This is a genomic window from Roseomonas sp. TS2 (assembly GCF_058833935.1).
Window position 1 is genome coordinate 1 of record NZ_JCACVY010000014.1, and the last position, 25,735, is coordinate 25,735.

At 71.6% G+C, this 25,735-nt stretch carries 18 protein-coding genes; 4 read left to right on the forward strand and 14 right to left on the reverse strand.

From position 1 onward, the window contains the following. Window positions 1-289 precede the first annotated feature (289 nt). The 8 genes from ACZJYS_RS04785 to ACZJYS_RS04820 form a co-directional block, all read right to left on the reverse strand. Entirely contained in the window at window positions 290-1,324 is a 1,035-nt protein-coding gene (locus ACZJYS_RS04785) for an extracellular solute-binding protein (RefSeq protein ID WP_109515225.1), read from the reverse strand. 135 nt (window positions 1,325-1,459) lie between these two features. Continuing rightward, window positions 1,460-4,132, reverse strand: coding sequence for a malto-oligosyltrehalose synthase (treY, locus tag ACZJYS_RS04790; RefSeq protein ID WP_493176190.1), 2,673 nt, complete (start codon window positions 4,130-4,132; stop codon window positions 1,460-1,462). Then, window positions 4,129-6,171: a 4-alpha-glucanotransferase gene (gene malQ, locus ACZJYS_RS04795; protein WP_493176192.1), complete on the reverse strand. Its 2,043-nt coding sequence runs from the start codon at window positions 6,169-6,171 to the stop codon at window positions 4,129-4,131. The genes treY and malQ overlap by 4 nt, the downstream gene beginning before the upstream one ends. After that, window positions 6,168-7,934, reverse strand: coding sequence for a malto-oligosyltrehalose trehalohydrolase (gene treZ / locus ACZJYS_RS04800; RefSeq protein WP_493176194.1), 1,767 nt, complete (start codon window positions 7,932-7,934; stop codon window positions 6,168-6,170). Before treZ ends, malQ begins: the two co-directional genes overlap by 4 nt. Next, the gene (gene glgX / locus ACZJYS_RS04805; RefSeq protein WP_493176196.1) at window positions 7,931-10,063 is read right to left on the reverse strand and encodes a glycogen debranching protein GlgX; all 2,133 of its coding nucleotides are present in this window, start codon (window positions 10,061-10,063) and stop codon (window positions 7,931-7,933) included. Before glgX ends, treZ begins: the two co-directional genes overlap by 4 nt. A 4-nt stretch (window positions 10,064-10,067) precedes the next feature. After that, window positions 10,068-12,233: a 1,4-alpha-glucan branching protein GlgB gene (gene glgB, locus ACZJYS_RS04810; protein WP_493176198.1), complete on the reverse strand. Its 2,166-nt coding sequence runs from the start codon at window positions 12,231-12,233 to the stop codon at window positions 10,068-10,070. A gap of 3 nt (window positions 12,234-12,236) precedes the next feature. Next, window positions 12,237-15,521 (reverse strand): maltose alpha-D-glucosyltransferase, encoded by a 3,285-nt coding sequence (treS, locus tag ACZJYS_RS04815; protein WP_493176200.1) that lies wholly within the window; start codon window positions 15,519-15,521, stop codon window positions 12,237-12,239. A gap of 3 nt (window positions 15,522-15,524) precedes the next feature. Further along, complete coding sequence (locus tag ACZJYS_RS04820) at window positions 15,525-18,767, reverse strand: maltotransferase domain-containing protein (RefSeq protein ID WP_493176202.1); 3,243 nt, start codon at window positions 18,765-18,767, stop codon at window positions 15,525-15,527. A gap of 220 nt (window positions 18,768-18,987) precedes the next feature. Between ACZJYS_RS04820 and egtB the strand changes: the two genes are divergently transcribed. Both egtB and egtD read left to right on the forward strand, forming a co-directional pair. Then, a complete protein-coding gene (gene egtB, locus ACZJYS_RS04825; RefSeq protein WP_493176204.1) occupies window positions 18,988-20,184 on the forward strand; it encodes an ergothioneine biosynthesis protein EgtB in 1,197 nt (398 codons plus the stop codon). Window positions 20,185-20,189: 5 nt separating this feature from the next. Further along, the gene (gene egtD / locus ACZJYS_RS04830) at window positions 20,190-21,137 is read left to right on the forward strand and encodes an L-histidine N(alpha)-methyltransferase (protein WP_493176206.1); all 948 of its coding nucleotides are present in this window, start codon (window positions 20,190-20,192) and stop codon (window positions 21,135-21,137) included. 58 nt (window positions 21,138-21,195) lie between these two features. On the opposite strand, the gene ACZJYS_RS04835 is transcribed toward egtD, so the two are convergent. The 5 genes from ACZJYS_RS04835 to ACZJYS_RS04855 all read right to left on the reverse strand — a co-directional run bounded on the left by ACZJYS_RS04835 (window position 21,196) and on the right by ACZJYS_RS04855 (window position 23,315). Next, window positions 21,196-21,834 carry a PA2169 family four-helix-bundle protein gene (locus ACZJYS_RS04835; RefSeq protein ID WP_181377962.1) on the reverse strand — a complete coding sequence of 213 codons (639 nt, stop codon included), beginning with the start codon at window positions 21,832-21,834 and terminating at the stop codon, window positions 21,196-21,198. Between the two features lie 205 nt (window positions 21,835-22,039). Continuing rightward, on the reverse strand, window positions 22,040-22,342 hold the full coding sequence (locus tag ACZJYS_RS04840; protein WP_493176208.1) for a hypothetical protein: 303 nt from the start codon (window positions 22,340-22,342) through the stop codon (window positions 22,040-22,042). 19 nt (window positions 22,343-22,361) lie between these two features. Beyond that, window positions 22,362-22,574 (reverse strand): hypothetical protein, encoded by a 213-nt coding sequence (locus ACZJYS_RS04845; protein WP_493176210.1) that lies wholly within the window; start codon window positions 22,572-22,574, stop codon window positions 22,362-22,364. Between the two features lie 62 nt (window positions 22,575-22,636). Further along, complete coding sequence (locus ACZJYS_RS04850) at window positions 22,637-22,927, reverse strand: con-10 family general stress protein (protein WP_245906048.1); 291 nt, start codon at window positions 22,925-22,927, stop codon at window positions 22,637-22,639. A 184-nt stretch (window positions 22,928-23,111) separates the two neighbouring features. Beyond that, window positions 23,112-23,315 carry a hypothetical protein gene (locus ACZJYS_RS04855; protein ID WP_109515237.1) on the reverse strand — a complete coding sequence of 68 codons (204 nt, stop codon included), beginning with the start codon at window positions 23,313-23,315 and terminating at the stop codon, window positions 23,112-23,114. Between the two features lie 163 nt (window positions 23,316-23,478). On the opposite strand from ACZJYS_RS04855, the gene ACZJYS_RS04860 reads away from it, so the two are divergent. Beyond that, window positions 23,479-23,886 (forward strand): PRC-barrel domain-containing protein, encoded by a 408-nt coding sequence (locus ACZJYS_RS04860; RefSeq protein WP_109515238.1) that lies wholly within the window; start codon window positions 23,479-23,481, stop codon window positions 23,884-23,886. An 85-nt stretch (window positions 23,887-23,971) separates the two neighbouring features. On the opposite strand, the gene ACZJYS_RS04865 is transcribed toward ACZJYS_RS04860, so the two are convergent. Continuing rightward, window positions 23,972-24,541 carry a sigma-70 family RNA polymerase sigma factor gene (locus ACZJYS_RS04865; RefSeq protein ID WP_109515239.1) on the reverse strand — a complete coding sequence of 190 codons (570 nt, stop codon included), beginning with the start codon at window positions 24,539-24,541 and terminating at the stop codon, window positions 23,972-23,974. A 214-nt stretch (window positions 24,542-24,755) separates the two neighbouring features. Here ACZJYS_RS04865 and ACZJYS_RS04870 point away from each other — a divergent pair, with 214 nt between their 5' ends. Further along, entirely contained in the window at window positions 24,756-25,715 is a 960-nt protein-coding gene (locus ACZJYS_RS04870) for a crotonase/enoyl-CoA hydratase family protein (protein ID WP_109515240.1), read from the forward strand. Window positions 25,716-25,735: the final 20 nt, after the last annotated feature.

Sequence of the window (25,735 nt, forward strand, 5' to 3'; positions counted from 1 at the left end):
GGGGGAGCGCCGCCGGGGCGCGGGCCTGGAGGGCGTGCCGCCGGTCATGCCGCGTCTCCGGGCCGGGAGCGCGGAAGGGGAGAGAAAAACAGGGGAAGCGGCGAAGCGGACATGACGACCCTGAACGCTGGCAAGGAGAATGCGCGACAGGGTGGGAACAGATCAGGCCCGCCCCGTCAACCTTGGGCTTGGCCATAAGAAAAGGGCGCCCCCGAAGGAGCGCCCTGTTCATCGAGCGGAAAAGGAAGGGGAGGGGGGAGATCCCTCGCCCGGCCGCGTTACTTTTCCCTCAGTTCCAGCCGGCGCGCTGCATGATCTGCAGGGCCTCGGGCGTCTTGTCGAGATTGCCGGCCGCGTTCACCGGCTCGGCGCGGAACTTGCCCATGGCGGCCAGCGCCGGGTGCAGCGGCGTATCGGCCACCACCGGATACTCCATGTTGCCGAGGGCGAAGGCTTCCTGCGCCTTGTGCGTGGTCATGAACTCCAGGAAGTGGATGGCGTTGGCGCGGTTCGGCGCCGACTTCACCAGCCCGCCGCCCGAGATGTTCACATGCGTGCCGCGGTCGCCCTCCCCCTGGTTGGGGAAGATGACGCCGATGCGCTTGAACAGCGCCTGGTCCTCCGGCTTGTCGGAGCGGCCGTACTGGCCGAGATAGTAGCTGTTGGCGATGGCGATGCCGCACTGGCCGGAGGGGATGGCGCGGAACTGGTCGCGGTCGCCGCCCTGCGGGGGGCGGGCGAGATTGGCCACCACGCCGCGCGCCCATTCCTCCGTCTTCTGCGGCCCGTCGGCCATCAGGACCGAGGCGCCGAGGCTGGTGTTGTAGGGATGCGCGCCGCTGCGCGTGCAGAGCATGCCCTTGAAGCGCGGGTCGGCCAGATCCTCGTAGCGGTTGAGCCCCTCGGGGCGGCCCTTCTCGCGGTCGTACATGATCAGGCGGGCGCGCTGGCTGAAGGCGAACCAGAGGCCCTGCGGGTCGCGCAGCCCGGCGGGCACCCGCTCGTCGATCACCGCGGAGCCGTGCGGCGCCAGGATGCCGGCCTGGGCGGCGCGGGCGAGGCGGGCGGCATCGACGGTGAGGAACACATCGGCCGGGCTGTTGGCGCCCTCGTTGCGGATGCGCTCGATCAGCTGGTCCGCCTGACCCTCGATCAGCCGGACGCGGATGCCGGTCTCCTGGGTGAAGGCGTCGTAGAGGGCGCGGTCCGTGTCGTAGTGGCGGGCGGAGTAGAGGTTGATCTCCCCCGCGTTCTGCGCCCGCACCGCCGCAGGGGCGGCAAGGGCGAGCACCGACAGGGCAGCGAGAATCTTCCGGCGGAGCATGGCGGTTCCTCGTGGTTCCGTGTTGCCGCGATGCCTATTTGAATTGCGAAGGGTTCGCAAGAAAATCCGGAGGCCGCGACCGGCCTCCCGGCGCGGAATGGGGAAGCCGGGGCGGTGGCGCCCCGGCTTCCGGGCTCAGCCCGCGGCGCGCAGCACCCGCAGCGGCAGCGGATGGCCGGCGAGCGGCAGCGCATCCCCGGCGGACACGGAGGCGCCCGTCAGCAGGCAGCGCCAGGAGCGGCCGGAGAGCGCCGGGGGCAGCACCAGCCGCGTGTCGCCCCAGACGGCGTCGGGCACGGAAAGGGTCTCCCCGCGGCCCAGCAGCGGCACGGAGAGGCGCGGCACCGCCACGAGCAGGGCCTCGCCCGCCTCCTGGCGCAGGAAGGCCAGCATCGCCCCCGCCTGCGTCCCTTCCAGGGGCAGCGGGGTGTAGTGCCCGGCGGTGAACAGCGCCGGCGCCTCGGCGCGGGCCAGCAGGAGGCGGTGGATCAGCGCCTGCTTCACCGTGCCCGAGGTCCAGTCGGCCAGCAGTCCAGCCGGCTCCGCATTCCGCGCCAGCGCGGCGCGGCGGGCGGCGTAGTCCACCGGGCGCCGGTTGTCCGGGTCCACCAGGGATTCGTCCCAGAACTCGGTGCCCTGGTAGACATCCGGCACGCCGGGGCAGGTCAGGCGCAGCGTCGTCTGCGCCAGGCTCTTCAGCGCCCCCGGCAGGGCGATGCGCGCGGCAAAGCCCTGCAGCCCCGTGGCCAGGGCGGGGTGGGCCGCCACGTCCAGCACGCCGCGCAGGAAGCCGGCGGTGGCCTGCTCGTAGGCCTCGTCCGGCATGGCCCAGCCGGAGCGGCGCTTGGCCTCGCGCATCGCCTTCTGCAGCCAGCCGGAAAGCCGCTCCACCCAGGCCCCGATGCCGGCGCGGTCCGTCACCGGCAGGCCCAGCGGCCAGGAGGCGACGACCATCTGCAGCAGCATCACCGCGTCGCCGGGCGTGGGCGCCGGGCCGTCCGGCAGGTCCTGCACCAGTTCCCGGCTCTCGGCCAGGAAGCCGCGCAGCGCCGCCGCCCAGTCGTCGGGGATCTCGGACAGCACGGCGAGGCGCATCCGCACATCCTCGCCCCGCTTGTGGTCGTGCGTGGCGGTGGCGAGCAGCGCGTGCGGCCACTCCGTGGCGCGCGCCGCCATCAGGGCGTGGAAGGTCTCCGGCGGCATGGCGAAGTGGCCGGGGTTGGAGCCCACCTCGTTGCGGGAGAGCAGCCTGCCGTAGCGGTAGAAGGCCGTGTCCTCCACCGACTTGGCGGCGGTGGGGGAGGAGAGCTGCTGGAAGCGCGTGCGCGCCACCAGCAGGGCGCGGCGGCTCTCGCCCGGTGGCCGCTCGCGCACCGGCTCCTCGGCCAGCCAGTAGAGCAGGTGGCTGAGCGCCGCGTGGTCGGTGGGCTTGAGGCTGGCGCGGGCGGCCTCGGCCGCCTGGCGCAGCACCGCCGCATCCTGCGCCGTCGGCGTGCCGTGGCGCACATAGACGCGGTAGACGGGGAAGTGGACCAGGAGCTGCGCCAGCACCCGGCGGATGGCGTTGAAGGAGAAATCGCGCGAGCGCAGATGGCCGCGCGCCAAGTGGTGCAGGGCGCGGGCGCAGCCATCCAGCTCGGCGGCCAGGCTGTCGCGCAGGATCTGCTTGCGCGCCTGGAACTCCTCGGCGTGGAAATCGGCCTCGCTGCCGCTGGTCTCGCGCCAGAGGGCGGAGAGCGGCGCCTCGCCGGCCGTATCGTGCAGCACGGCGGAGACCTGGTCCATGAAGTCGTAGCCGGTGGTGCCGTCGGTCTGCCAGCGGGTCTCCAGCCGCTCGCCGGGGGCGAGGATCTTCTCGATCAGGATGTAGGGCGGGCCGGACGGCGCCCCGGCCGGGCGGCGGTGCCCGGCGCTCTCCATGCGGCGGCGCAGCTTGCGGCAATAGCCGCCAGGGTCGGCCAGGCCATCGACATGGTCGATGCGCACGCCGTCGATCAGCCCCTCGGCGTAGAGGCGCAGGATCAGCTCATGCGTGGCGTCGAACACCTCCGGCTCCTCGGCGCGCAGGCCGGCGAGGCCGGTGACGTCGAAGAAGCGGCGCCAGTTGATCTCGTCCGTCGCGGTGCGCCACCAGGCGAGGCGGTAGTTCTGCCGCTCCAGCAGCGCGTGCAGGCGGGCGGCGCCGGTCAGGCTCTTCGTGTCGTGCTCCGCCAGGCCGTCCCGGTCCTCCAGGATGCTCTCGGCGTCGCGCGGGGCGATGGGGAAGCGGTTGTCGAAATAGGCGACCGCGAGGCCGGTGGGGCCTTCCTTCACCAGGCGCAGCTCGCCTTCCGCCAGCGCCTCGCCATAGGGGCGGCCGAGGAAGGGGGCCAGCATGCGGCCCTTCAGCGTCGGGTCGTCCGAGTTCCAGTCGATGTCGAAGAAGCGGGCGTAGGCGCTGTCCGTCCCGCGGGCCAGCACGTCCTGCCACCAGGCATTGTGCGGGCCGTCCACCCCCATGTGGTTGGGCACGATGTCGAGCAGCAGCCCCATCCCCTCGGCGCGCAGCGCGGCCACCAGGCGGCGCAGCGCCGGCTCGCCGCCCAGGGCGGGGTTGATCGCGTCATGCGCCGTGATGTCGTAGCCATGGGTGGAGCCGGGCGCGGCCGGCAGCAGCGGCGAGGCATAGAGATGGCTCACCCCCAGCCGCGCCAGGTAGGGGACGATGGCCACCGCGTCATCCAGCGTGAAGCCGGCGTGGAACTGGATGCGGTAGGTGGCGCGGGGGTGGGTGGTGGCGGCCGGGTGGGGCTGCGCGTGGTCGCTCATGGGGCTCTCCGCGCCCGGGCGAGGCCCCGCAGGCGCTGTTCGATCGCGGGGTCGTGGAACAGGCGCTCCACCGGCGGGTCCAGCCGGCGGCGCCAGTTGGGGTGCTCGTCAATGGTGCCGGGCATGTTCGGCTGCTCCACCGCCGCCACGGCGTCCTCCAGCGGCAGCAGGGCCAGGGCGCAGCGGGCGCGGCCGATATAGGCGGCGGCGGCATCGGCCACCCGCGCCCCCGCCTCCGGGCCGGGCACCGGCCCCTCGGCCACGCCGGCCTTGCGAAAGGCCTCCCACAGCTTCGGCCGTTCCGCCGCACGCGTCTCGGCCTGGCCTTCCAGCGTGGTGCCGAGCGTCTCGCGCCAGAGCAGGTCGCGCCCTTCCCACCAGCCGGCGACGGTGGGCAGGTCGTGGGTGGAGGTCATGGAGACGGCCTCGCGCGTCCAGCGCGCCGGGTCCTTGAAGGACTTGCCGCTCTGCTCGAACCACATCACCCGCATGCCGGCGAGGCCGGCATTCTGCAGCTTCGGCCGGAAGCCCTCCGGCACGGTGCCGAGGTCCTCGCCGATGGCGATGGCCTTGTGGCGGTGCGATTCCAGCGCCACCAGCCGCAGCATGTCTTCCAGCGGGTAGCGCAGGTAGCAGCCGGCGGCGGGACCCTCGCCCTGCGGCACCAGCCAGAGCCGGCGCAGCCCCAGCACATGGTCCAGCCGCACGCCGCCCGCGTTACGGAAGGCGGCGCCCAGCATCTCGCGGAAGGCGGCGAAGCCGTTGGCGGTCAGCCCGTGCGGCGAATAGGTGGTGATGCCCCAGCTCTGGCCCTTCGCGTTGAAGATGTCGGGCGGGGCGCCGATCTCGACGCCGGAGAGGAACTCGGTCTGCCGCGCCCAGGCATCGGCGCCGCCGCCATCGACGCCGATGGCGAGGTCGGCGATCAGCCCGATGCGCGCGCCGCCCTCCCGCGCCGCGCGCTGCGCCGCCGAGAGGCCGCGGTCGGCCAGGAACTGCGCGAAGGCGTGGAACGCCACCTCCTCGGCCTGCGCCTCGGCGAAGGCGGCCACCTCCGGGCTCTCGGGGTCGCGCAGGGCGGCGGGCCAGTCGCGCCAGTGCCAGCGCGCCGGGCCGGCGGCGAGCTGCGCGGCGTGCAGCGCCTCGAACCGGGCATGGCGCGTGAGCGAGGTGCCGCCCTCGGCCAGGAAGCGCACAAAGGCCGCATGCGCCTCGCCGGGCGCGGCCTCGCGGAAGGCGCGGTGGACCTGCCGCAGCCGGGCCAGCCGGGCGGCGGCCACGGCGGGCCACTCCACCATCGGCAGCGCCTCCAGCCGCGCCCATTCGGCGGCCAGTTCCGCGCCGAAGGGCGGCAGGCCGGGCAGCAGGTCCTCGCCATCGGCGTGGCGCACATCGAGCCAGAGGCGGCTGGAGGGCGCATAGGGGCTGCTGCGGCTGGGGTCGGCGCTGAACTGCGCGTGCACGGGCGAGATCGCGACGGCATCGGCCCCCTGCGCCGCCGCCGCGGCGGCGAAGGTGCGCAGCGCGGCGTAGTCGCCGACGCCGCCATCGCCGCTGCGCTTCAGCGAATAGAGCTGCACCGCCAGCCCCCAGGCGGCCTGGCCCTCGCAGGCATCCTCGATGCGGTGGCCATGCGCGGGCGCCACGGCCAGGGTCAGGGCCTGGCCGGAGAGTTCCAGCGTGTAGTAGCCGGGCAGGGCGGGGGCGGCAAGGCGCGCGCCGCCCGGCGCGGCCTCGGCCATGCCTTCCACCTGGGTGCCATCCTCGGCGGTCAGGCTGTAGCGTCCGGGCGGCAGCGGCAGGCGGATGTCGATGCCGGGTTCGGCCGTGCGCAGTGGCGGCAGGGCGCGGTGCGCGGCGCGGAACCGTGCGGCGCTGTCGCGCAGCGCGCCCTCGCCATCGGCTGGCAGGCCCAGCGCGCCCAGCACGCTGCGCAGCGTCTCCGGCGTGGTCTGGTGCCTGCGGCCGTTGGCGTCCTCCCAGTCGATCATCAGCCCGACGGCGCGGGCCAGGCGCCGCAGGGCGGGGTCCTGGCTCATGCCGCGGGCTCCTGCAGCCAGGCGATGGCGGCGCGGGGCCCGATGCCGTTCTCGGCCACCGCGGCGCCGAGGCCGGGCAGCGATTCCGCCAGCAGCGTGCCGGGGCCGGGCTGGGCGGGGATGGCGGTGTCGCCGAACTGCGCCAGGATGGTCAGGAGCGAGCCGTCGCCCAGCCGCCACTGCGCCCGCACGCCATGGGTGCCCAGCGCCTCGGCGCCAAGCGAGCGTGCCTCGGCCAGATACGGGGCGAGGCGGCGGGCGCGCAGCTTCAGCAGGTCGGTGACGAAGCGCTCCGCCTCCGCCTGGGCCGGCTTCTCGCGCTCCGAGAGGTCGAGGCGGCTGGCCTCGAAGGTGCCGGGGGCGTTGGGGTCGGGGATGCGCTCGCGCTTCTCCGGGTCGGCGAAGGCGGCGAACTTGGCGAATTCCTTGCGGCGCCCCTCGCGCACCGCCTTCGCCAGATCCTCCGAGGGGAAGCCGGTGAAGAACAGGAAGGGGCGCTCGGAGAAGAACTCGTCGCCCATGAACAGCATCGGCACCTGCGGCGCCAGCAGCTTCAGCAGCAGCGCGGCGCGCACCGCATCGGCAGGGGCCAGGGTGTAGATGCGGTCGCCGAAGGCACGGTTGCCCACCTGGTCGTGGTTCTGCAGCGCGTTGACGAAGGCCGAGGGCGGCAGGTGGCTGCTCGGCTTGCCGCGCGCATGGCCGAGATTGGCCGATTCCTCGCCCTGGTAGACGAAGCCCTCCGCCAGCGAGCGGGCCAGGTGCCCGGCCGGGCGGTCGGCATAGTCGGCGTAGTAGGCATCCTTCTCGCCGGTCAGCAGCACGTGCAGGCAGTGGTGCGCGTCGTCGTTCCACTGCGCGTCGAAGTCGTGCTCCAGCAGCGTGGCGTCGTTGTTCTCGTTCTCCAGCACCAGATAGACGCGGCGGCTGCCGGCGGCCTCGCGCACGCGGCGGGACAGCTCGGGCAGGAAGCTGGCATCCGGGATGGCGTGCACCGCGTCCAGCCGCAGCCCGTCGAAGCGGTACTCGGTCAGCCAGAAGATGGCGTTCTCGATGAAGAAGTCCCGCACCGGCGTCTCGCGGAAGTCGATCGCGTCGCCCCAGGGGGTGCTGACATCCTTGCGGAAGAAGTCCGGCGCGATGCTGTGCCAGTAATTCCCCGACGGGCCGAAATGGTTGTAGACCACGTCCAGCATCACCGCGAGGCCATGGCCATGCGCGGCATCGACCAGCGCCTTGAGCTCGTCCGGCGTGCCGTAGGTCTCGTCCGGCGCATAGGGCAGCACGCCGTCATAGCCCCAGTTGCGGCTGCCGGCGAAGTCGTTCACCGGCATCAGCTCGATGGTGTTGACGCCGAGCGCCGCCAGGCGCGGCAGCTGCGCCATGATGCCGCGGAAGCCCCCCATGGCCCCGGCGTGCAGCTCATAGACCACGCTCTGCGGCCAGGGGTGGGTGCGCCAGTCGCCCTGCTTCCAGCGATAGGCGAAATGGTCCACCACCACGCTCCAGCCATCCACGTCGCCATCCTGGGCGTGCGAGGCGGGGTCGGGCACGGTGGGGCCGTTGCCCAGGGCATAGCGGTAGCGGGTGCCGGGCGGCGCCGGCACGGTGCATTCCCACCAGCCATCGGCGGCGGCCTGCATCGGCACCGACTCGGCGTCGCGGCGTTCCAGGGTGACCCCCGGCTGACCGGGAGCCCAGAGGCGGAAGCCGGTCTGCCCGCCGGCATCGGGCGAGGGGCCGTAGGAGAAGCGTCGCGTCATCCGGGATGATCCTCAAGGGGCGGCAATGCCACCAGCAGACGGGCGGAACGTGCGGCCAGACGCAGGGTTGCGCCGCCCACCGGATGGCCGGGCGCCTCCGGCTCGGCGCTGTCGAGCACCGAGATCCAGGCCAGGGCGGGGGAGGGCAGCGTCACCACCCGGTCCCGCCCGGAGGCGTTCAGCAGCAGCAACGTCACTTCCACCCCCTCGCTCTCCGCCCCCTCGCCGCGGGCCGGGCCGGCACGCCGCAGCAGCAACACGCGGCCCTCCGGATCGTTCCAGCGCTCCGGCGTCATCGGCGCGCCATCGGCGTCGAACCAGGCGGTGTCGGGCATGCCGGGCAGGGGCTCGGTCTGCCCGTGGCGGAAGACGGGGCTGCGCAGGGTGGGGTGCTGGCGGCGCAGCGCGGCGGCGCGGGCGGTGAAGGCGGCCAGCTCCTGCCCCGCCGGGGTGGCGGCCAGCGCCCAGTCGAACCAGGACACCTCATTGTCCTGGCAATAGGCGTTGTTGTTGCCGCGCTGGGTGCGGCCGAACTCGTCGCCGCCGAGCAGCATGGGGGTGCCGTGCGCGGCGAGCAGCGTCAGCAGCATGGCACGCTTCAGCCGGCCGCGCAGCTCCAGGATGTCGGGGTCGTCGGTCGGGCCTTCCACGCCCCAGTTGGTGCTGAAATTCTCGCCATGCCCGTCGCGGTTCTCCTCGCCATTGGCCTCGTTGTGCCGCTCCGCGTGGCTGACGAGGTCCTCCAGCGTGAAGCCGTCATGCGCGGCGACGAAGTTGACCGAGGCCCAGGGGCGGCGGCGGCGCTTCTCGAACAGGTCGCCGGAGCCGGAGAGGCGGGCGGCGAGATCCGGGCGCAGCCCCGCATCGCCGCGCCAGAAGCGGCGGACCCCGTCGCGGAAGCGGTCGTTCCATTCCGAGAAGCCGGGAGGGTGGTGGCCGAGCTGGTAGCCGCCCGGCCCGATGTCCCAGGGCTCGGCGATCAGCTTCAGGCGGGAGAGCACCGGGTCCTGGCGGATGGCGTCGAAGAAGCCGGAGCCGGGGTCGAAGCCGTTGTTGCCCTCCCGCCCCAGCGTGCTGCACAGATCGAAGCGGAAGCCGTCCACGCGGTAGGCGGTGGCCCAGTGGCGCAGGCTGTCCATCACCATCTGCAGCACGCGCGGGTGGGCAAGGTTCACCGTGTTGCCGCAGCCCGTCTCGTCGATGTAGCGCCGTTCCTCGCCGGGTTGCAGGCGGTAGTAGCTGGCATTGTCGAGGCCGCGCCAGGAGAGGGTGGGGCCGAGCCCATCGCCCTCGCAGGTGTGGTTGTAGACCACGTCGAGGATCACCTCGATGCCGGCGGCGTGCAGCCGGCGGATGGCGACGCGGATCTCGTCCAGCCCGCCGCTGGCGAGATAGGCGGGCTCCGGCGCGAAGTAGGAGAGGGGGGAGTAGCCCCAGTAGTTGCGCAGGCGCTTCTCCACCAGGAAGCGGTCCTGCAGGAAGGCCTGCACCGGCAGAAGCTCCACCGCCGTGACGCCGAGCTTCAGCAGGTGCTCGATCATCGGCGGGCTGGCCAGGGCGGCGAAGGTGCCACGCTCGCGGGGCACCAGATCCTCCCGCCGCATGGTCAGGCCACGCAGATGCGCCTCGTAGATCACCGTGCGGTCCCAGGGCACGGCGGGGGGGCGGTCGTCGCCCCAGTTGAAGGCGTCGTCCACCACCACGCCCTTCGGCATGGCGGCGGCGCTGTCCCGCCGGTCGAAGCTGAGGTCGGTGCGGCCGGGGCCGTGGCGGTGGCCGAACAGCGCGTCCGACCAGCGCAGGGTGCCGGAGAGCTGCCGCGCATAAGGGTCGAGCAGCAGCTTGTTCGGGTTGAAGCGGTGGCCCTGCTCCGGGTGGTAGGGGCCGTGCGCGCGGTAGCCATAGATCAGCCCGGGGCGTGCCTCGGGCAGGTAGCCGTGCCACACCTCGTCCGTGCATTCCGGCAGGGGGAGGCGCGCCATCTCCTTGCGGCCCGAGGGATCGAAGAGGCACAGCTCCACCCGGGTCGCATGGGCCGAGAAGACGGCGAAGTTGATCCCCAGCCCGTCCCAGGTGGCGCCGAGCGGGTCGGGACGGCCCGGCAGCAGCCAGTCGGGGAGCAGGGGCAAGGGATCAGCCCTCCGGCGTCAGCACCAGCGTGGACAGGCCCGGCAGTTCCAGCGCCAGCGAGGCCTCGAAATCGTGCGAGGCGATCGCCTGCGCCTGCACGCGGCCGCCATTGCCGCCATTGGCGCCGCCATAGATGGCCGCGTCCGAGTTGAACACCTCGCGCCAGGCGCCGTCCAAGGGCACGCCGAGGCGGTAGGCCGTGCGGTTTACCGGCGTCAGGTTGCAGACCACCAGCGCCGGCGCGCTGCCCTCAGGCCCCAGCCGCAGGAAGGCCAGCACGCTGTTCACGGCATCGTCCATCACCACCCAGCGGAAGCCGGCCGGGTCGCAATCCAGCGCGTGCAGGGCGGGCAGCGTGGCGTAGAGGCGGTTGAGGTCGCGCAGCAGGCGTTGCAGGCCGGCATGGCGCGGGTCGTCCAGCAGGTGCCAGTCCAGCGAGCGGTCGTGGTTCCACTCCCGCACCTGGGCGATCTCGCCGCCCATGAAGAGCAGCTTCTTGCCCGGATGCGTCCACATGAAGGCCAGGTAGGCGCGGAGATTGGCGAATTTCTGCCACTCGTCGCCCGGCATCTTGCCGATCAGCGAGCCCTTGCCGTGCACCACCTCGTCATGGCTCAGCGGCAGCATGAAGCGCTCGGAATAGGCGTAGACCATGCCGAAGGTCATGCTGCCATGCTGGTACTGCCGGTAGATCGGGTCGCGCTCCATGTAGTGGAGCGTGTCGTGCATCCAGCCCATGTTCCACTTGAAGTCGAAGCCGAGGCCGCCCTCGCTGGCCTTGCGGGTGACGCCGGGGAAGGCGGTGCTCTCCTCGGCGATCAGCAGCTTGCCCGGGCAGCGCTCGGCGACGACATTGGAGAGTTCCTGGAGGAAGGAGATGTTCTCCAGGTTCTCCCGCCCGCCATGGATGTTCGGCACCCACTCGCCATGCTTGCGGCTGTAGTCGCGGTAGAGCATCGAGGCCACGGCGTCGACGCGCAGCGCGTCCACCCCGTAATGCTCCAGCCAGTGCAGCGCGCTGCCGATCATGAAGTTCCGCACCTCGCGCCGGCCGAGGTTGTAGATCAGCGTGTTCCAGTCCTGGTGGAAGCCCTCGCGCGGGTCGGCGTGCTCGTAGAGCGCGGTGCCGTCGAAGCGGGCCAGGCCGTGCGTGTCGGTCGGGAAGTGCGCCGGCACCCAGTCCAGGATCACGCCGATGCCGGCCTCGTGGAAGCGCTCCACGAGGCGCGCGAAATGCTCCGGCGGGCCGAAATCGCCCTGCGGCGCGAACTGCCCGAGCGGCTGGTAGCCCCAGGAGCCGCCGAAGGGATGCGCCATGACGGGCAGGAACTCGACATGGGTGAAGCCCATCTCCCGCACATAGGGGATCAGCTTGTCGCCCAGCTCCTCCCAGGAGAGGGGAGCATTGCCCTCGCCGCGCATCCAGGAGCCGGCATGCACCTCGTAGACAGCCATTGGGCGCGTCGCCGGGTCGCCGGGCGGGATCTCGCGCGGCGCCGCGCGGATGGCCGCGGTATCGGCCACGATCGAGCCGGTGGCGGGGGCGGGCTCGGCCTGCCAGGCCACGGGGTCGGCCTTCAGCGGCAGGATGCTGCCATTCGGGTCCAGCAGCTCGAACTTGTAGACGGCACCGACGCCGAGGCGGGGGATGAAGATCTCCCACACCCCGCATTCCTGGCGCAGCCGCATCGGGTTGCGGCGGCCATCCCAGCTGTTGAAATCACCCACCACCGAGACACGCTTGGCATTGGGCGCCCAGACGGCGAAGCGCACGCCGGGCACGCCCTCCACCTCCATCGGGTGGGCGCCAAGGCAGCGGGCGATATCCTGGTGGGTGCCCTCCTTCAGCAGGTGGATGTCCAGCTCGCCGAGGAGCGGGCCGAAGGCGTAGATGTCCTCCGCCTCCTGCACCACGCCGCCCCAGTCGATGTGCAGCCGGTAATTCCCGGCCGGCACCGGGCCCTCGAACAGGCCGGTGGCGTGGAGCGGCGTCAGCGGATGCAGGGTGCCATCCTCCGCCACCGCCGAGACGGCGGTGGCGCCGGGCAGCATGGTGCGCACCACACGCCCTGCCGGGGTGTCATGCGGGCCCAACGCGGCGAAGGGGTCGCCATGGCGGCCCTCCGCCAGGGCGTGGATGGCCTCGGGGAGCAGCGTGGTCTCGGCCATGCGTCAGTCCTTCGCCGGGAGGCGCTGCGCCAGCTCATCCAGCCCACGCATCGGGATGCGCAGCCAGGCGGGGCGGTTGGCGGCCTCGTAGCAGATTTCGTAGGCGGCCTTTTCCAGCAGGAAGAGGTCGAGCAGCGCCGTCTCCGCCTCCGGCCGCACCCAGGGGCGCGGCGTCTCGGCATGCACGGCGCGGTAGGCGTCGAGGAAGGCGGCGCTGGCGCGGCTGTGGAACTCCTCCAGCAGCACCGCCGGGCGGCCATCGCCTTCCGGCGCGGCAGCCTGCAGCTCCGGCATCACCGTGGCCACGGCATAGTCGAAGGAGCGCAGCAGCCCGGCCACGTCGCGCATCGGCGAGGATTTGGCGCGGCGCTGCGCCAGGGTCTTGGCCGGCTCGCCCTCGAAGTCGATGATGCAGGCATCGCCCTGCACCACCAGCACCTGGCCGAGATGGAAGTCGCCATGGATGCGCGTCTTGAGCGCGCCCTCGGCGGCGGCGGCGAGGCCATCCACCGCGGCCAGCAGCGCGGCCTTGCCCTCCAGCAGCCGGGCGGCGCGCTCGGCATCCTCGGGGCTGGCCCAGTCCTTCACGCCGCCGATCGCGCGCAGCGCCGCCTCGATCTGGGTGCGGGCGCCCTTGGCCCAGCCGCGCGCATCCTTCTCCGTGGCCGGCTCCGGGTTGAAGGCGGCGTCCTCGCTCTCCTCGGCCAGCAGCGCGTGCATCTCCGCCAGGCGCCGGCCGAGGGCGGTGGCGAACATGGTGTAGTTGGAGAACACGTCCTCCTGCTCGCCCGCCGGCCCCTCGGTCATGGCGATCTGGCCGACGGTGCGGGTCAGGTAGTCGGTGGTCCAGCCCCAGCCATCGCCCTGGTTGCGGACGAAGCCCTGCACGACCACGAGGGTGCGCGGCGTGCCGTCCGGCGTCACCCGCACCACCTCGCCCAGCAGCGGCGCGGTCTGGCCGAACCCCTTCTCGGTGAGATGGCGGGTCATCTCCGTCTCGGGGCTGATGCCTTCGGTGACGCGGCGGACCAGCTTCAGCACCGCGTGCTCGCCGATGATCAGCGAGGAGTTGGACTGCTCGGCCGAGAGGCGGCGGATCTCCGCATCCTGCGGAATGTCCATCCCCTCCAGCAGGGAGGTGGGCAGGAAGCGGATCTCGCCTTCGGAGAGCGGCATCACCGCCTTCTCACGCAGGCCGCGCAGCACCGACCAGGGCAGGACGTCGAGCGCGAAGGCATCCGTCAGCACGCCGACGCGGCGGCCGCGGCGGATGCGGGCGAGCGCCAGCTGCTGCGGCAGGGCGGCGCTCGTCTCATCCTCCCAGGCGATGCCGAGGGGCAGCAGGTAGCGCGCCTGGCCCTCGCCCTCGGGCACCTCCACCTCGGCCAGCAGCACCTCCACGGTGCGGCCGGCGAGCGCCTCGGCGAAGGCGAGGCGCGGCTGCAGCGCGCCGCCGCCATCCTTGCCGGCGAACCAGCGGCGCTTGGCGAGGTACTTGGGCAGGGCGTCCTGCTCCAGCACCTTGCGGGAGGCGGGTGCCAGCACCTCGTTGAGGCCGCTGCGCATCACCAGCGTGGAAAGCTCGGTCATGGGTTCGGGGGCCGGTGTGTGCCAGGTGGGCATGGCGGCTTCCGTGGCCAGCACGAACCAGTAGAAGCCATAAGGGGGAAGGGTCAGCAGGTAGGTGAGCTGCCCGATCGGCGGGAAGGAGGTGCCGCCGAGCAGCTCCACCGGCACGCGCCCGGCGAATTGCGAGAGGTCGAGCTCCACCGCCTGCGCGCTGCGCGACAGGTTGCAGACGCAGAGAATGGTCTCGCCCTCGTGCTCGCGCAGATAGGCCAGCACCTTGCGGTTGCCGGGGTACAGGTAGCCGAAGCTGCCGCGGCCGAAGGCCTTGTGGCGCCGCCGCACCGCCAGCATCCGCCGCGTCCAGTTCAGCAGCGAGTGCTGGTCGGCCGACTGCGCCTCGACGTTCACCGCCTCGAAGCCATAGACGGGGTCCATGATGGCCGGCAGCACCAGCTTGGCGGGGTTGGCGCGGGAGAAGCCGCCATTGCGGTCGGGCGACCACTGCATCGGCGTGCGCACGCCGTCGCGGTCGCCGAGATGGATGTTGTCGCCCATGCCGATCTCGTCGCCGTAATACATCACGGGCGTGCCGGGCATGGAGAGCAGCAGCGAGTTCATCAGCTCGATGCGGCGGCGGTCATGCTCCAGCAGCGGCGCCAGGCGGCGGCGGATGCCGAGGTTGATGCGCGCGCGCTTGTCGGAGGCGTAGGTCTCCCAGAGGTAGTCCCGCTCCTTGTCGGTCACCATCTCGAGCGTCAGCTCGTCATGGTTGCGCAGGAAGATCGCCCACTGGCAGTTCTCGGGGATCTCGGGCGTCTGCCGCAGGATGTCGGTGATCGGGAAGCGGTCTTCCTGCGCCATCGCCATGTACATGCGCGGCATCAGCGGGAAGTGGAACGACATGTGGCATTCGTCGCCATCGCCGAAATACTGCTGCGTGTCCTCCGGCCACTGGTTGGCCTCGGCCAGCAGCATGCGGCCTGGCGCATGCGCGTCGAGCGCCGCCCGGATCTTCTTCAGGACGACATGCGTCTCGGGCAGGTTCTCGTTGTTGGTGCCGTCCCGCTCGATCAGGTAGGGGATGGCGTCCAGCCGCAGCCCGTCCACGCCGGCATCGAGCCAGAAGCGCATGACGGAGAGCACTTCCTTCATCACCTGCGGGTTGTCGAAGTTCAGGTCCGGCTGGTGGCTGTAGAAGCGGTGCCAGAAATAGGCGCCGGCCACCGGGTCCCAGGTCCAGTTCGACTTCTCCGTATCCAGGAAGATGATACGGGTGCCGTCGTACTTCTTGTCGGTGTCGGACCACACGTAGTAGTCGCGATGCGCGGAGCCGGGCTTGGCGCGGCGCGCGCGCTGGAACCAGGGGTGCTGGTCCGAGGTGTGGTTGATGACCAGCTCGGTGATGACGCGGATGTTGCGCGCATGGGCCGCGGCGATGAACCGCTTGATGTCGGCCATCGAGCCGTATTCGGGATGGACGGCCTTGTACTCGGCGATGTCGTAGCCGTCGTCGCGCCGCGGCGAGGGGTAGAAGGGCAGCAGCCAGACCGCGTCCACGCCGAGGGAGGCGATGTAGTCGAGCTTCGCCATCAGGCCGGGCAGGTCGCCCACGCCGTCATCGTTCGAATCGAAGAACGACTTGATGTGGAGCTGGTAGATCACCGCATCCTTGTACCAGAGCGGATCTTCCGGCATGTGCGGCTTGTCGTTACGCGGCATGGATCAGGCCTTGTCGGCGGCGCGGAGGCGCCAGATGGCGAAGGGCATGGCGTGCGGGTCGAGGCGGAGGCGGCGGTGGGTGCCCTGCCACACCTCCTCACCGCCCTGCATCAGGTTCTCGGCGACCAGGCCGGCGCCGTTCGGCAGGCCCATCGCGTACTGGGGCAGCTCGATATGGCTCTCCAGCGCCTGGTGCGGGTCCATCGAGACCGCGACCAGGACGACGTTCTCCCGCTCCGGCGTCATCTTCACGTAGAGCAGGATGCCCTCGTGGTTGGAGCGCAGGAAGGTGACGCCGAGGTGCGAGTGCAGCGCCGGATTCTGCCGGCGGATGCGGTTCAGCGCGGTGATCTCGCCGGTGATGTTGCCCGGGCGGTCATAGTCCCACACCTTGATCTCGTACTTCTCGCTGTCGAGGTACTCTTCCTTGCCCGGCACGGGCCGCGCCTCGCACAATTCGAAGCCGTTGTAGACGCCCCAGAGGCCGGAGAGGGTGGCCGCCAGCGCGGCGCGGATCAGGTGCCCGGGCCGGCCGCTGTTCTGCAGGAAGACCGGGTTGATGTCGGGCGTGTTGACGAAGAAATGCGGCTTGAAGAAGTCGCGCACAGGCGGCTGGTTCAGCTCCTCCAGGTATTGCTGCATCTCCCAGGCGGTGTTGCGCCAGGTGAAGTAGGTGTAGGACTGGCCGAAGCCCACCTTGGCCAGCCGGTACATCACCTTCGGCCGCGTGAAGGCCTCGGAGAGGAACACCACCTCCGGATCGCGCGCCCGCACCTCGCCGATCATCCACTCCCAGAAGGGCAGGGGCTTGGTGTGCGGGTTGTCCACGCGGAACAGCTTGACGCCCTCGCCCACCCAGAACAGCACGATGTCGCGCAGCGTCAGCCACAGGGCCGGCATGGCGCCGGGCTTGTAGAAATCGACGTTGACGATGTCCTCGTACTTCTTCGGCGGGTTCTCGGCGTAGCGGATGGAGCCGTCCGGGCGCCACTCGAACCATTCCGGGTGGTCGCGCAGCCACGGGTGGTCGGGCGAGCACTGGATGGCGAAGTCCAGCGCCAGCTCCAGCCCGTGCTGCGCGGCGGCGTCCCGCAGGCGGCGGAAATCCTCGATGGTGCCGAGCTCGGGGTGCACGGCGTCGTGCCCGCCCTCCTCGGAGCCGATGGCGTAGGGGCTGCCCGGATCGTCCGGCCCCGGCGTCAGCGTGTTGTTGCGCCCCTTGCGGTTCTTCTTGCCGATCGGGTGGATGGGCGGGAAGTAGAGCACGTCGAAGCCCATGTCCCGCACCCGGGGCAGGGCGCGGATCACGTCGTCGAAGGTGCCGTGGCGGTTGGCGTCGCCGCTCTGCGAGCGCGGGAAGATCTCGTACCAGGAGGAGAAGCCGGCGGCGCGGCGCTCCACATCCAGCGGCCGCGGGGCCTCGCGCACGCGGAAGGGGCGGTCATCGGCCAGCGTCATCAGCCGCACCGTCTCGGGCGCGGTGAACAGGGCCACGGCCGTCGCGTCGTCCGCGCTGCGGAGCTGCGCGACCAGCCCGGCCAGCGCCTCCGCCTCGGCGCCGGAAAGGCGCGGCTGCGCCTTCTCCAGATGGATCAGCCCCTCCTGCCGCTCCAGCGCGATGCGCACGCCGGCGGCATGCTTCTTGGTGATCTCGTCGCGGAAGGCGGCGTAGTGGTCGACCCAGGCCTCCACCGTGTATTCGTGCCGGCCCACCCGCTCGGGCACGAAGGCGGCGGTGTAGATGTCGTTCACCGTGTGCACCATCGGCACCTCGCGCCAGCCCTCGGCGTCGGCGGCGCGCCAGAGCAGGCGGACGGCGATCTTGCCGTGCCCCTCGGTGAACACGTCGGCGGTGACGATCACCGCCTGGCCCACCGGGCGCTTCACCGGGAAGCGGCCCATGTCCACGGCCGGCTGCATGGCCTCGATGGCGATGCGGGGCGCCGAGATGGCCTGGCCGACGGCCTCTCCCTCATCGGCCAGAGGCAGCTGGATATCGGCCACGTCGTCGATCGGCATGCTGCGGATTTCTCCCGGCGCCAGCGCAAGCCGGCCCTCGGCGGTGATGGCGTTCTGCGGCAGGCTGCCCGGCCGGGGCAGCAATCCGGTGACCTGCGCGGCGGAGAGCTTCGCGGGGTGGCGCAGGGAGGGGTTCGCCAGCACCACCATCCGGCTGTCCGCAGCCTCGCGCAGCAGCGCCACCGGCGCGTGCGGGGCGGAGAGCAGGGCTGGCGCGGCGCGGCCCTGCGCGGCGGGCAGCCGGGCACGCTCCGCATTGGCCTCGCGCACCGCCCCCGTCAGGTCCAGCCTTGGCGCGCGGCGCAGCGCGGCGAAATCGCGGGCCTCGCCAGCGCCCTGGCCCATGCGATGGATGGCGCCATACTCATAGCCCATCGGCAGCATCCAGGCCGTGCCGGAGAGGGCCGCGAAGCGCAGGGCGCGCAGCGCGGCGCGGCCAGCCTCGGCACGGTCTGCATGGCGGGTGGCGAGGCGCGGGGCGAAGGGCGCCTCCGGTGCCGCCAGCAGCGGCGCCACGGGGGCGAGGCGGCTTACCTCGTCCGGCCACCACGCGGCCGAGAAATCCCACCAGGGCAGGGAGGATGCCACGAGGTCGAAGCCAGCGCCCGCCAGCCCCGGCACCGCGCCGGCCGGCAGGCCGGGCGCCCAGGCGATGAAGGCCGTATCCGGCGCCGCCTCGCGCGTGGCGGAGATCAGCGGCTGCCAGAACGCCTTCCCCGCGCCGGGCGAAAGGCAACGGAAGCCGGCGATGCCGGCCTGCGCCCATTCCACGAGCCGGGCGGCCCACCACGACCGCAGGGCGGCCGGCGCGGGATCAGCCAGCGCCACCCCCGGCTGGCCACGCGGGTCCGGCGGCGCGTCCCGGTCGGGGTCGCCGGCCTTCCAGCCCGGGTTCTGGCGCAGCAGGACGGCGTCGCGCGCCATCCGGGCCGTGGGCAGGTCGAGGATCACCGAGAGACCCTGCGCGCGTGCCGCCTCGGCCAGCCCGCGCAGGGCCTCCAGCGCCGCGCCGCCGCCCAGCGCCGGGTGCAGCCGCGCGAGGTCGCGCGGCTGGAACAGGTCGCCCTCCAGGCCGGGCTCGAAAGGCGGCGCCAGGGCCACGCTGCCGAAGCCCAGCGCGGCGACGCGCCCAAACTCCTCCTTCCAGAGATCCATCGCTCCGGTGAGGGGTCCGACGGCAAGGGGGTTCATGTAATAGATGGCGTTGGGGAAAGCGGCATCAGGCAAGAGAGATGCGTCCTTTGTCGCCGGTGGCGTGGAAGGCTGTGGGCTCGCAACGCCGGGCGCCGCCCAAGGTTGCGTGAGGAAGGGCCGCAATCCCGCAACCTCCCGGCGCCGGCACCGTTAGCGCTCAGGCCGGGTGTGTGCCCGGCCAACCACGATGAGGGAGGGCGCCCATGCCAGACTTCCATCCCGGCCACTTCCGGCACTGGCGGAACGCATCCCGGTGCTGAGCGTCGCGGAGAAGGAGGACGTCGTCCTCGCCGCGCGCTGGCGGCGGGTCAGGCAGCACACCGACCGCCTCGCGGCCGCCCTCAGCGATGAGGATCAGTGCATCCAGTCGATGCCGGATGCGAGCCCCGCCAAATGGCACCGGGCCCACACCACCTGGTTCTTCGAGCAATTCGTGCTGGGCCCCAACCTCCCCGGCTACACCCCCTTCGACGAGCGCTTCTCCTACCTGTTCAACTCCTATTATGAACAGGTCGGGCCCCGCCACGCCCGGCCGCAGCGGGGGCTGCTCACCCGGCCCTCGGCCAGCGAGGTGGGAGAGTACCGCGCCCATGTGGACGCGGCGATGGAGCGCCTGCTGGAGCGCGGCGCGACGGCGGAGCTGGCCGATCTCGTCGAGCTGGGCCTGCAGCACGAGCAGCAGCACCAGGAGCTGCTGATCACCGATCTGCTGCACGCCTTCTCCTTCAACCCGCTGCGCCCCGCCATGATCCCGGACTGGCAGGAGCCGGCGCCCCCCTCGCGCGAGAGCGCGGCGATGCAGCCGCTGGAGGGCGGCATCGTGCGCATCGGCGCGCTGCATTCCGGCTTCGCCTTCGACAATGAGCGGCCCTGCCACGATGCGCTGGTGCCCACCGGGCGCATCGCCTCGCAGCTGGTGCGCAACGCCGAGTGGTGTGCCTTCATCGCCGATGGCGGCTACCGCCAGCCATTGCTCTGGATGGCCGAGGGCTGGGGCGCGGCGCAGCAGGGCGGCTGGGAAGCCCCGCTCTACTGGGAGAAGCGCGGCGGCCAGTGGTGCCAGATGACGCCCGGCGGGCTGCGCCCGCTCGATCCGGCGGCGCCGGTGCGGCATGTCAGCTGGTACGAGGCGGATGCCTTCGCCCGCTGGGCCGGCAAGCGCCTGCCGACGGAGGAGGAGTGGGAGGCCGCCGCCCGCCGCAGCCTGCTGGAGGATGCCGGCCGCTTCGTCTGGGAATGGACCGGCAGCGCCTACCGCCCCTATCCCGGCTTCCGCCCGCCGCCGGGCGCGGTGGGCGAGTACAACGGCAAGTTCATGATCAACACCATGGTGCTGCGCGGCGGCTCGCTCGCCACGCCGCCCGATCATGCGCGGCTGACCTACCGCAATTTCTTCCATCCCGACCGGCGCTGGCAGTTCACCGGCCTCCGCCTCGCCGAGGAGCAGTGACCCGCATGCGTGCCGTCGCCACCGCCAAGGCCAGCGCCTTCGACCCGCTGGTTGCCGAGACCGCGCTGCGCGGCCTCGCCGCCCCGCACAAGACCCTGCCGCCGCACCTGCTCTACGACCCGGAAGGTTGCCGGCTGTTCGAGGCCATCACCACCCTGCCGGAATACTACGTGACCCGCACCGAGCTCGCGCTGCTGCGGCAGGTGGGGCCGGAGCTGCGCGCACGCATCGGGCGCGGCGCCTCGGTGGTGGAATACGGCGCGGGCTCCGCCACCAAGGCCGCATTGCTGCTCTCTGCCCTGGAGGCGCCGGCTGCCTACGTGCCGCTCGACATCGCGGAGGGGGCCGTGAAGGCCTCGGCGCGGGAGATCCGCGCGCGCTTCCCCGCCGTCGCGGTGCATCCGCAGGTGTGCGACTTCAACCGGCGCATCGCTCTGCCGCCGCTGCCGGCACCGCTGCTGGGCTTCTTCCCCGGCTCCACCATCGGCAACCTCGACACCGAGGCGGCGCTGGCCTTCCTGGGCGCGGTGCGCGCCTCGCTCGGGCAGGGGGCGCGCTTCCTCGTCGGGGTGGACCTGCCGAAATCGCCGGCGGTGCTGATCCCCGCCTATGACGACGCCGCCGGCGTCACAGCCGCCTTCAACCTCAACCTGCTGCACCGGCTGAACCGCGAGGCGGCGGCGGATTTCGACCTGGCGCGGTTCTCACACCAGGCGGTGTGGAACGTGGCGGAGAGCCGCATCGAAATGCATCTGCGCAGCGACACCGCGCAATCCGTCTCGGTGGCCGGCGAGACGATCCATTTCAGCGCCGGCGAGAGCATCCATACCGAGAACAGCTACAAGCGCGCACCGGAGGCCTTCCAGGCCATGGCGCGCGAGACGGGTTGGCGGCCCGAGGCAGTGTGGCAGGACCCGCAGGGCCTGTTCTCCCTGCACCTCCTGGCGGCCTGAGCCGCAGGAGGGGAGGCCGGCGGATGGGGGGAGGCGCTGCCTTCCCCCTGCATCCTGCTCAGCGGTAGCGGTGGGAGGAGCGGCTCCGCAGCAGCCGCGCCGTCAGCACGGACACGGCGGTGACGACGATGGCGGAGAGGATCGGGTTGCTCGTCACCGGCTGGGTCAGGCGGTTGAAGCGCGCGACCAGCCCGCTGCCTTGCAGGGCCAGCGCCTGCTCCTGCGGCTCGTCATGGTCCAGCATGGCGGCATAGCGGTCGCGCGTGGCGCGCACCTGGCGGTGCTGGCGCTGCAGCAACTGGCGTGCCTCCATCGGCAGGTCGGCGGCCAGGGCCTCGTCATACGCATCTTCCAGCGCCGCCTCGCCGCGCACCACCTCGCGCAGCACCCGCAGCCGGCCCTGGCCGAACAGCGTACCCTTCAGGTCGAGGAAGGCACGGTGCGCGGCCCCCAGCGTGCTGCCGCCCTTGCGCGGCGCCTCGTCATGCTGCCGCAGCAGAGCGTCCACATCCTGCGCCATCTTCTCGCGCTTCTCCGCGAGTTCCGTGAACTCGATACGGAGGAACCGGTCATGGGTCAGGCGGCGGCCCTGGTCGTAGCCGCGGTGGCTGTCATGCAGGTAGGCGCTGAGGGTCTTGAGGGCGGAGGGCTCGATCCCGTCGGCGGCGGCGACCATCTTATCTTCGCTTGTTGTCATGCCTGTTCTCCAGCTTCCAGGGCCGTGCTGGGCACGGCCGCTCTGCCGGAAGAACGCCCGAGACCCGCCGATCGTTCCAGCTTACCCGCCCGCGAGCGTGATCTCGGCAGGGCCGGAGTCGGACGAAGAGGAGGCCCTGCCGGCCCGGCACCCTGCCGGCCCGGCACAGGGCATGGCCGCAGGCGCGCCGGCCCGATTCCGCTCCTCAGGGCTTGGTCGTCTCGGGGGGCGGGTTCATCGGGCCGGCCTTGCCGTACTGGGTGTCGGGCAGTTGCCGCTGCGCCGCCTCCGGCAAGGGCTTCGGATCGGGGTCCTGCTCGTGCGAGGTGCCGGGCGAGGGGGGTTCCGGGCTGGGTTCCGAGGGAGCGTTGGCCGGGTCCCTCGGCGCCACGCCACCGGCTCCGGTTTCCGGCGTCAGCTGGGCCTGCTTCGCCGCGCGCTGCCCCTCCGGGGCCTCGGCCTCGCCATCACCATGGGGCGGACGCGGCGGGGGGCGGGTGTTGGACATGTCTGGCTCCTTGCCCCGTTCAGGCGGCGCTGGCCACTTTGGCCGGCATCAGGGCCATGCCGCGGTCGCGCTCCACCTCGGGGCGCGGCCGCAGCTGCGTCAGCACCGCGCCGGCTTCCCGCGCCATCTGCCGATGCGACGCCAGACGCTCCGCCAGCGCGGCGCGCAGAGCGTAGGAGGGGCTGTCGGCGGCGGAACGGGTGGTCAGGGGCACGATGCTGTCGATGGCCATGGAAGGCTCCTGCGGGGCCGGTTGGGGGAGGGCGGACCGGCGCTGCCGCGCCGGCCAGCGTCTCAGGTTTCGTCGGAAGGCGGGCTCTTCTGCTGCGTGCGGCCGTGCGTGGCCTGGCCGCCCTTGCGGCCCGCCTGCGCGGCGAGGGTGCGATCGCGCGAGAAGGACCGGTCGGCAGCCTGCACGGCCTGGCCACCCTTGCGGCCGGCCTCGGCGGCAAGGGCCGGATCCTGCGCGAAGCTCCGCTTGGCGGCGGGCACGCTCTGGCCGCCCTTGGAAGCAATGGTGCGCTGCTTCGCCTCATCCATTGATGCGAAGCCTTGCTTGCCACTGCCGGTGCGGGACTGGGACATGGGAAACTCCCTTCGGGAGCCGCGCGGCTTGCCACACGGCCGGAGGTGGACAACGAAGCCCGGCACCGCTTGGCCCAGGCTTGCCATCAACCGCTCCGCCGTGGCCAAGTTCCGGTTGCAGGGCCAGCTCGGCCACTCCCCCCGAAAACTTCCCTGTGATTGGTCCCGCAGCCATCGCCTTCGGTCAGCTGAAGGCGGCGGCCAGCGCGAAGGCGACGATCACCAGCACGAGCGAGATCAGCAGCACCCAGCGCATGTGGCCGAAGGTGACGCCCTGGCGCGCCTGGGTGGTGTCGATGGGCTTGTCCGGCATCGGTGCGCTGTGATGTCCCGGCGGCGGCTCGATCACCCGCTCGCGCGCGGGAGGGTCATTCTTGGTATCGGACATACCTGTGGAACTCCTCTGGCAGACGGGATGCTCCCGCGAAAGGGATGCGCCCGTGATGCGGGGAAAAAGCCTCGGCCTGGGCAGAGTTGCAGGTTGCGGTGGAACCATGAACCGGCCGCCGCGTTATTCCCCGCGAGACAAACAACCAGTGGGAGAGGTTTCCATGTCAGAACCGATCCAGAATCAGCCCGGCGCCGCTGCCCGCCAGGATCGCGCCGCGCTCATTGCCTCCGACCGGGTAGAGGGCACCGCGGTCTACGACACCTCCGGCAACAGGCTGGGCTCGATCGACACGCTGATGATCGACAAGGTGCAGGGCCGGGTCGAGTACGCCGTCCTGTCCTTCGGTGGCTTCCTCGGCTTCGGCGGCTCGCATTTTCCGCTGCCTTGGAACCAGCTCCGCTACGATGTCGGGCTGGGCGGATACGTGGTCGACGTGACGGAAGAGCAACTGGCCGATGCGCCCTCCTACAAGGCGGGCGAGACGGTGGACTGGTCCGATGAGCTGTGGAGCGGCCGTGTGCGCGGCTATTACGGCCCCTCGCCCTACGGATCCCGTGACGGCCTCTGAGGCCGGCGGGGGACGGGGAGGGAAATGCCTCCACGCTGCCCCGGACTACGCGGGACCATGGGGGCAGACCGAAGCAGGGGAGGTTTCAGAAGCTCAGCCGGCGCTGTTCCTCGGCGGCCAGGGCGCGGGCGCTGGGACGGAGCGCCATGCGGCGCTGTGGCACAGAACGCTGCAGCTTTTCCTCCTCCAGCAATGCCAGCAGGGCGGAGCGGGCGCGGTGGACGCGGCTCTTGACGGTTCCCACGGCGCAGTTGAGCACCCTCGCCACATCCTCGTAGGGCATGTTGGAGCCGGCGACGAGGGTGAGGATCGAACGCTGGTCCTCCGGAAGCCGGTGGAAGATCCGCTGGAAATCTGAAAGCTCCAGCCCGTCCTCCTGCCGTGCCCCGACCGGCACGCGCTCCATCTCCCCTTCGTCGAACTCCCGGGTGGCTTTGCGCTTCGCGACGAATTCGTTGAGGAAGCGGTTGCGGAGGATCGTGAACGCCCAGGCCTTGAAGTTTGTTCCTGGCTGGTAACGATCGGCCGCGTGGAGGATGCGAAGCACGGCATCCTGCACCAGATCATCCGCATCATGACGGTTGCGCGTCAGAGAACGTGCATAGGCGCGGAGATCAGGGAGACAGCCGAGAAGCTCGTCGTCGATCTGAATCATTGTGACCTGTCTTGCAGCGGAGACAAACGGGAAACACCCCCCGGCGTGGGAAGTTGCGGAAAGAGGGCGAAGCTGCCGCGATGCGGCGTGGGCGCGCGGGCGCCACACGACGCTAGGATGGCGCCAGCGAGCTTCGCCTTCACATCTGCCGGCGGTCGGCGGATGGGCGTCTCGTCCAACAGGGGCGGCACGGCCGTCCCGCAGGAGAATCCGCATGTACTTCGATCGCACCACCGCTCCGCAGGCCGACAGCAACGCCACCGGCCGCGAGGCCGCCCTGGGCGCCGCTTCCAGCCCGCTGCCGATGGAGGCGCGCCTCGACAACCTCGAGCTGCGGCTGGAGGCCGGGACCCGCACCGCCTGGTGCACCATGCGCCCGCAGGGCCGCCCGAGCTACACCCTGGCCCTGATGCAGGACGTGCACCGCATGCAGGACATCATGGCCCGCTTCCACGCCGAGCACGCGGCGGCGGGGCAGGCGCCGTCCGAGTGGTTCGTGATGGCCTCGGCGGTGCCGGGCATCTACAACCTCGGCGGCGACCTGGCCCATTTCGCCGAGCGCATCCGCTCGCGCGACCATGCCTCCCTGGTGCGCTACGGCCACATCGCCGTCGAGGCCATCCACCGCAACCACATCGCCTTCGGCCTGCCCATGGTGACCATGGCGCTGGTGCAGGGCGACGCGCTGGGCGGCGGATTCGAGCACGCCCTCTCCTTCGACCTGATCGTGGCCGAGCGCAGCGCCAAGCTCGGCCTGCCGGAGATCCTGTTCAACATGTTCCCCGGCATGGGCGCCTACAGCTTCCTCTCGCGCCGGCTGGACCGGAAGCGGGCGGAGGAGATGATCACCTCCGGCCGCCTCTACGGCGCCGAGGAGCTGCACGCGATGGGCGTGGTGGACGTGCTGTCCGAGGATGGCGAGGGCGAGGCGACGGCGCGCGACTACATCGCCCGCCACAGCCGCAAGCACAACGCGCACACCACCCTCTACCGCGCCCGCCGGCGGGTGAACCCGGTAACGCTGGAGGAGCTGCGCGACGTGGTGGAGATGTGGGCCGCCGCCGCGATGAACCTCGGCGAGACGGACCTGAAGAAGATGGGCCGCCTGGTGGCGGCGCAGGAGCGGCGCCTGGGCGGGATCGGCTCCCCCGGCCTCGCGACCGCGGCGGAGTGAAGGCAACGCGCCGGACGGGC

Bases quoted from the DNA above. Each gene is read 5' to 3' on its own strand.
- ACZJYS_RS04785 (WP_109515225.1), bottom strand. From the start codon at position 1,324: ATGCTCCGCCGGAAGATTCTCGCTGCCCTGTCGGTGCTCGCCCTTGCC.
- treY (WP_493176190.1), bottom strand. From the start codon at position 4,132: ATGAGCGACCACGCGCAGCCCCACCCGGCCGCCACCACCCACCCCCGC.
- malQ (WP_493176192.1), bottom strand. From the start codon at position 6,171: ATGAGCCAGGACCCCGCCCTGCGGCGCCTGGCCCGCGCCGTCGGGCTG.
- treZ (WP_493176194.1), bottom strand. From the start codon at position 7,934: ATGACGCGACGCTTCTCCTACGGCCCCTCGCCCGATGCCGGCGGGCAG.
- glgB (WP_493176198.1), bottom strand. From the start codon at position 12,233: ATGGCCGAGACCACGCTGCTCCCCGAGGCCATCCACGCCCTGGCGGAG.
- treS (WP_493176200.1), bottom strand. From the start codon at position 15,521: ATGCCGCGTAACGACAAGCCGCACATGCCGGAAGATCCGCTCTGGTAC.
- egtD (WP_493176206.1), top strand. From the start codon at position 20,190: ATGCGTGCCGTCGCCACCGCCAAGGCCAGCGCCTTCGACCCGCTGGTT.
- ACZJYS_RS04835 (WP_181377962.1), bottom strand. From the start codon at position 21,834: ATGACAACAAGCGAAGATAAGATGGTCGCCGCCGCCGACGGGATCGAG.
- ACZJYS_RS04840 (WP_493176208.1), bottom strand. From the start codon at position 22,342: ATGTCCAACACCCGCCCCCCGCCGCGTCCGCCCCATGGTGATGGCGAG.
- ACZJYS_RS04845 (WP_493176210.1), bottom strand. From the start codon at position 22,574: ATGGCCATCGACAGCATCGTGCCCCTGACCACCCGTTCCGCCGCCGAC.
- ACZJYS_RS04850 (WP_245906048.1), bottom strand. From the start codon at position 22,927: ATGTCCCAGTCCCGCACCGGCAGTGGCAAGCAAGGCTTCGCATCAATG.
- ACZJYS_RS04855 (WP_109515237.1), bottom strand. From the start codon at position 23,315: ATGTCCGATACCAAGAATGACCCTCCCGCGCGCGAGCGGGTGATCGAG.
- ACZJYS_RS04860 (WP_109515238.1), top strand. From the start codon at position 23,479: ATGTCAGAACCGATCCAGAATCAGCCCGGCGCCGCTGCCCGCCAGGAT.
- ACZJYS_RS04865 (WP_109515239.1), bottom strand. From the start codon at position 24,541: ATGATTCAGATCGACGACGAGCTTCTCGGCTGTCTCCCTGATCTCCGC.
- ACZJYS_RS04870 (WP_109515240.1), top strand. From the start codon at position 24,756: ATGTACTTCGATCGCACCACCGCTCCGCAGGCCGACAGCAACGCCACC.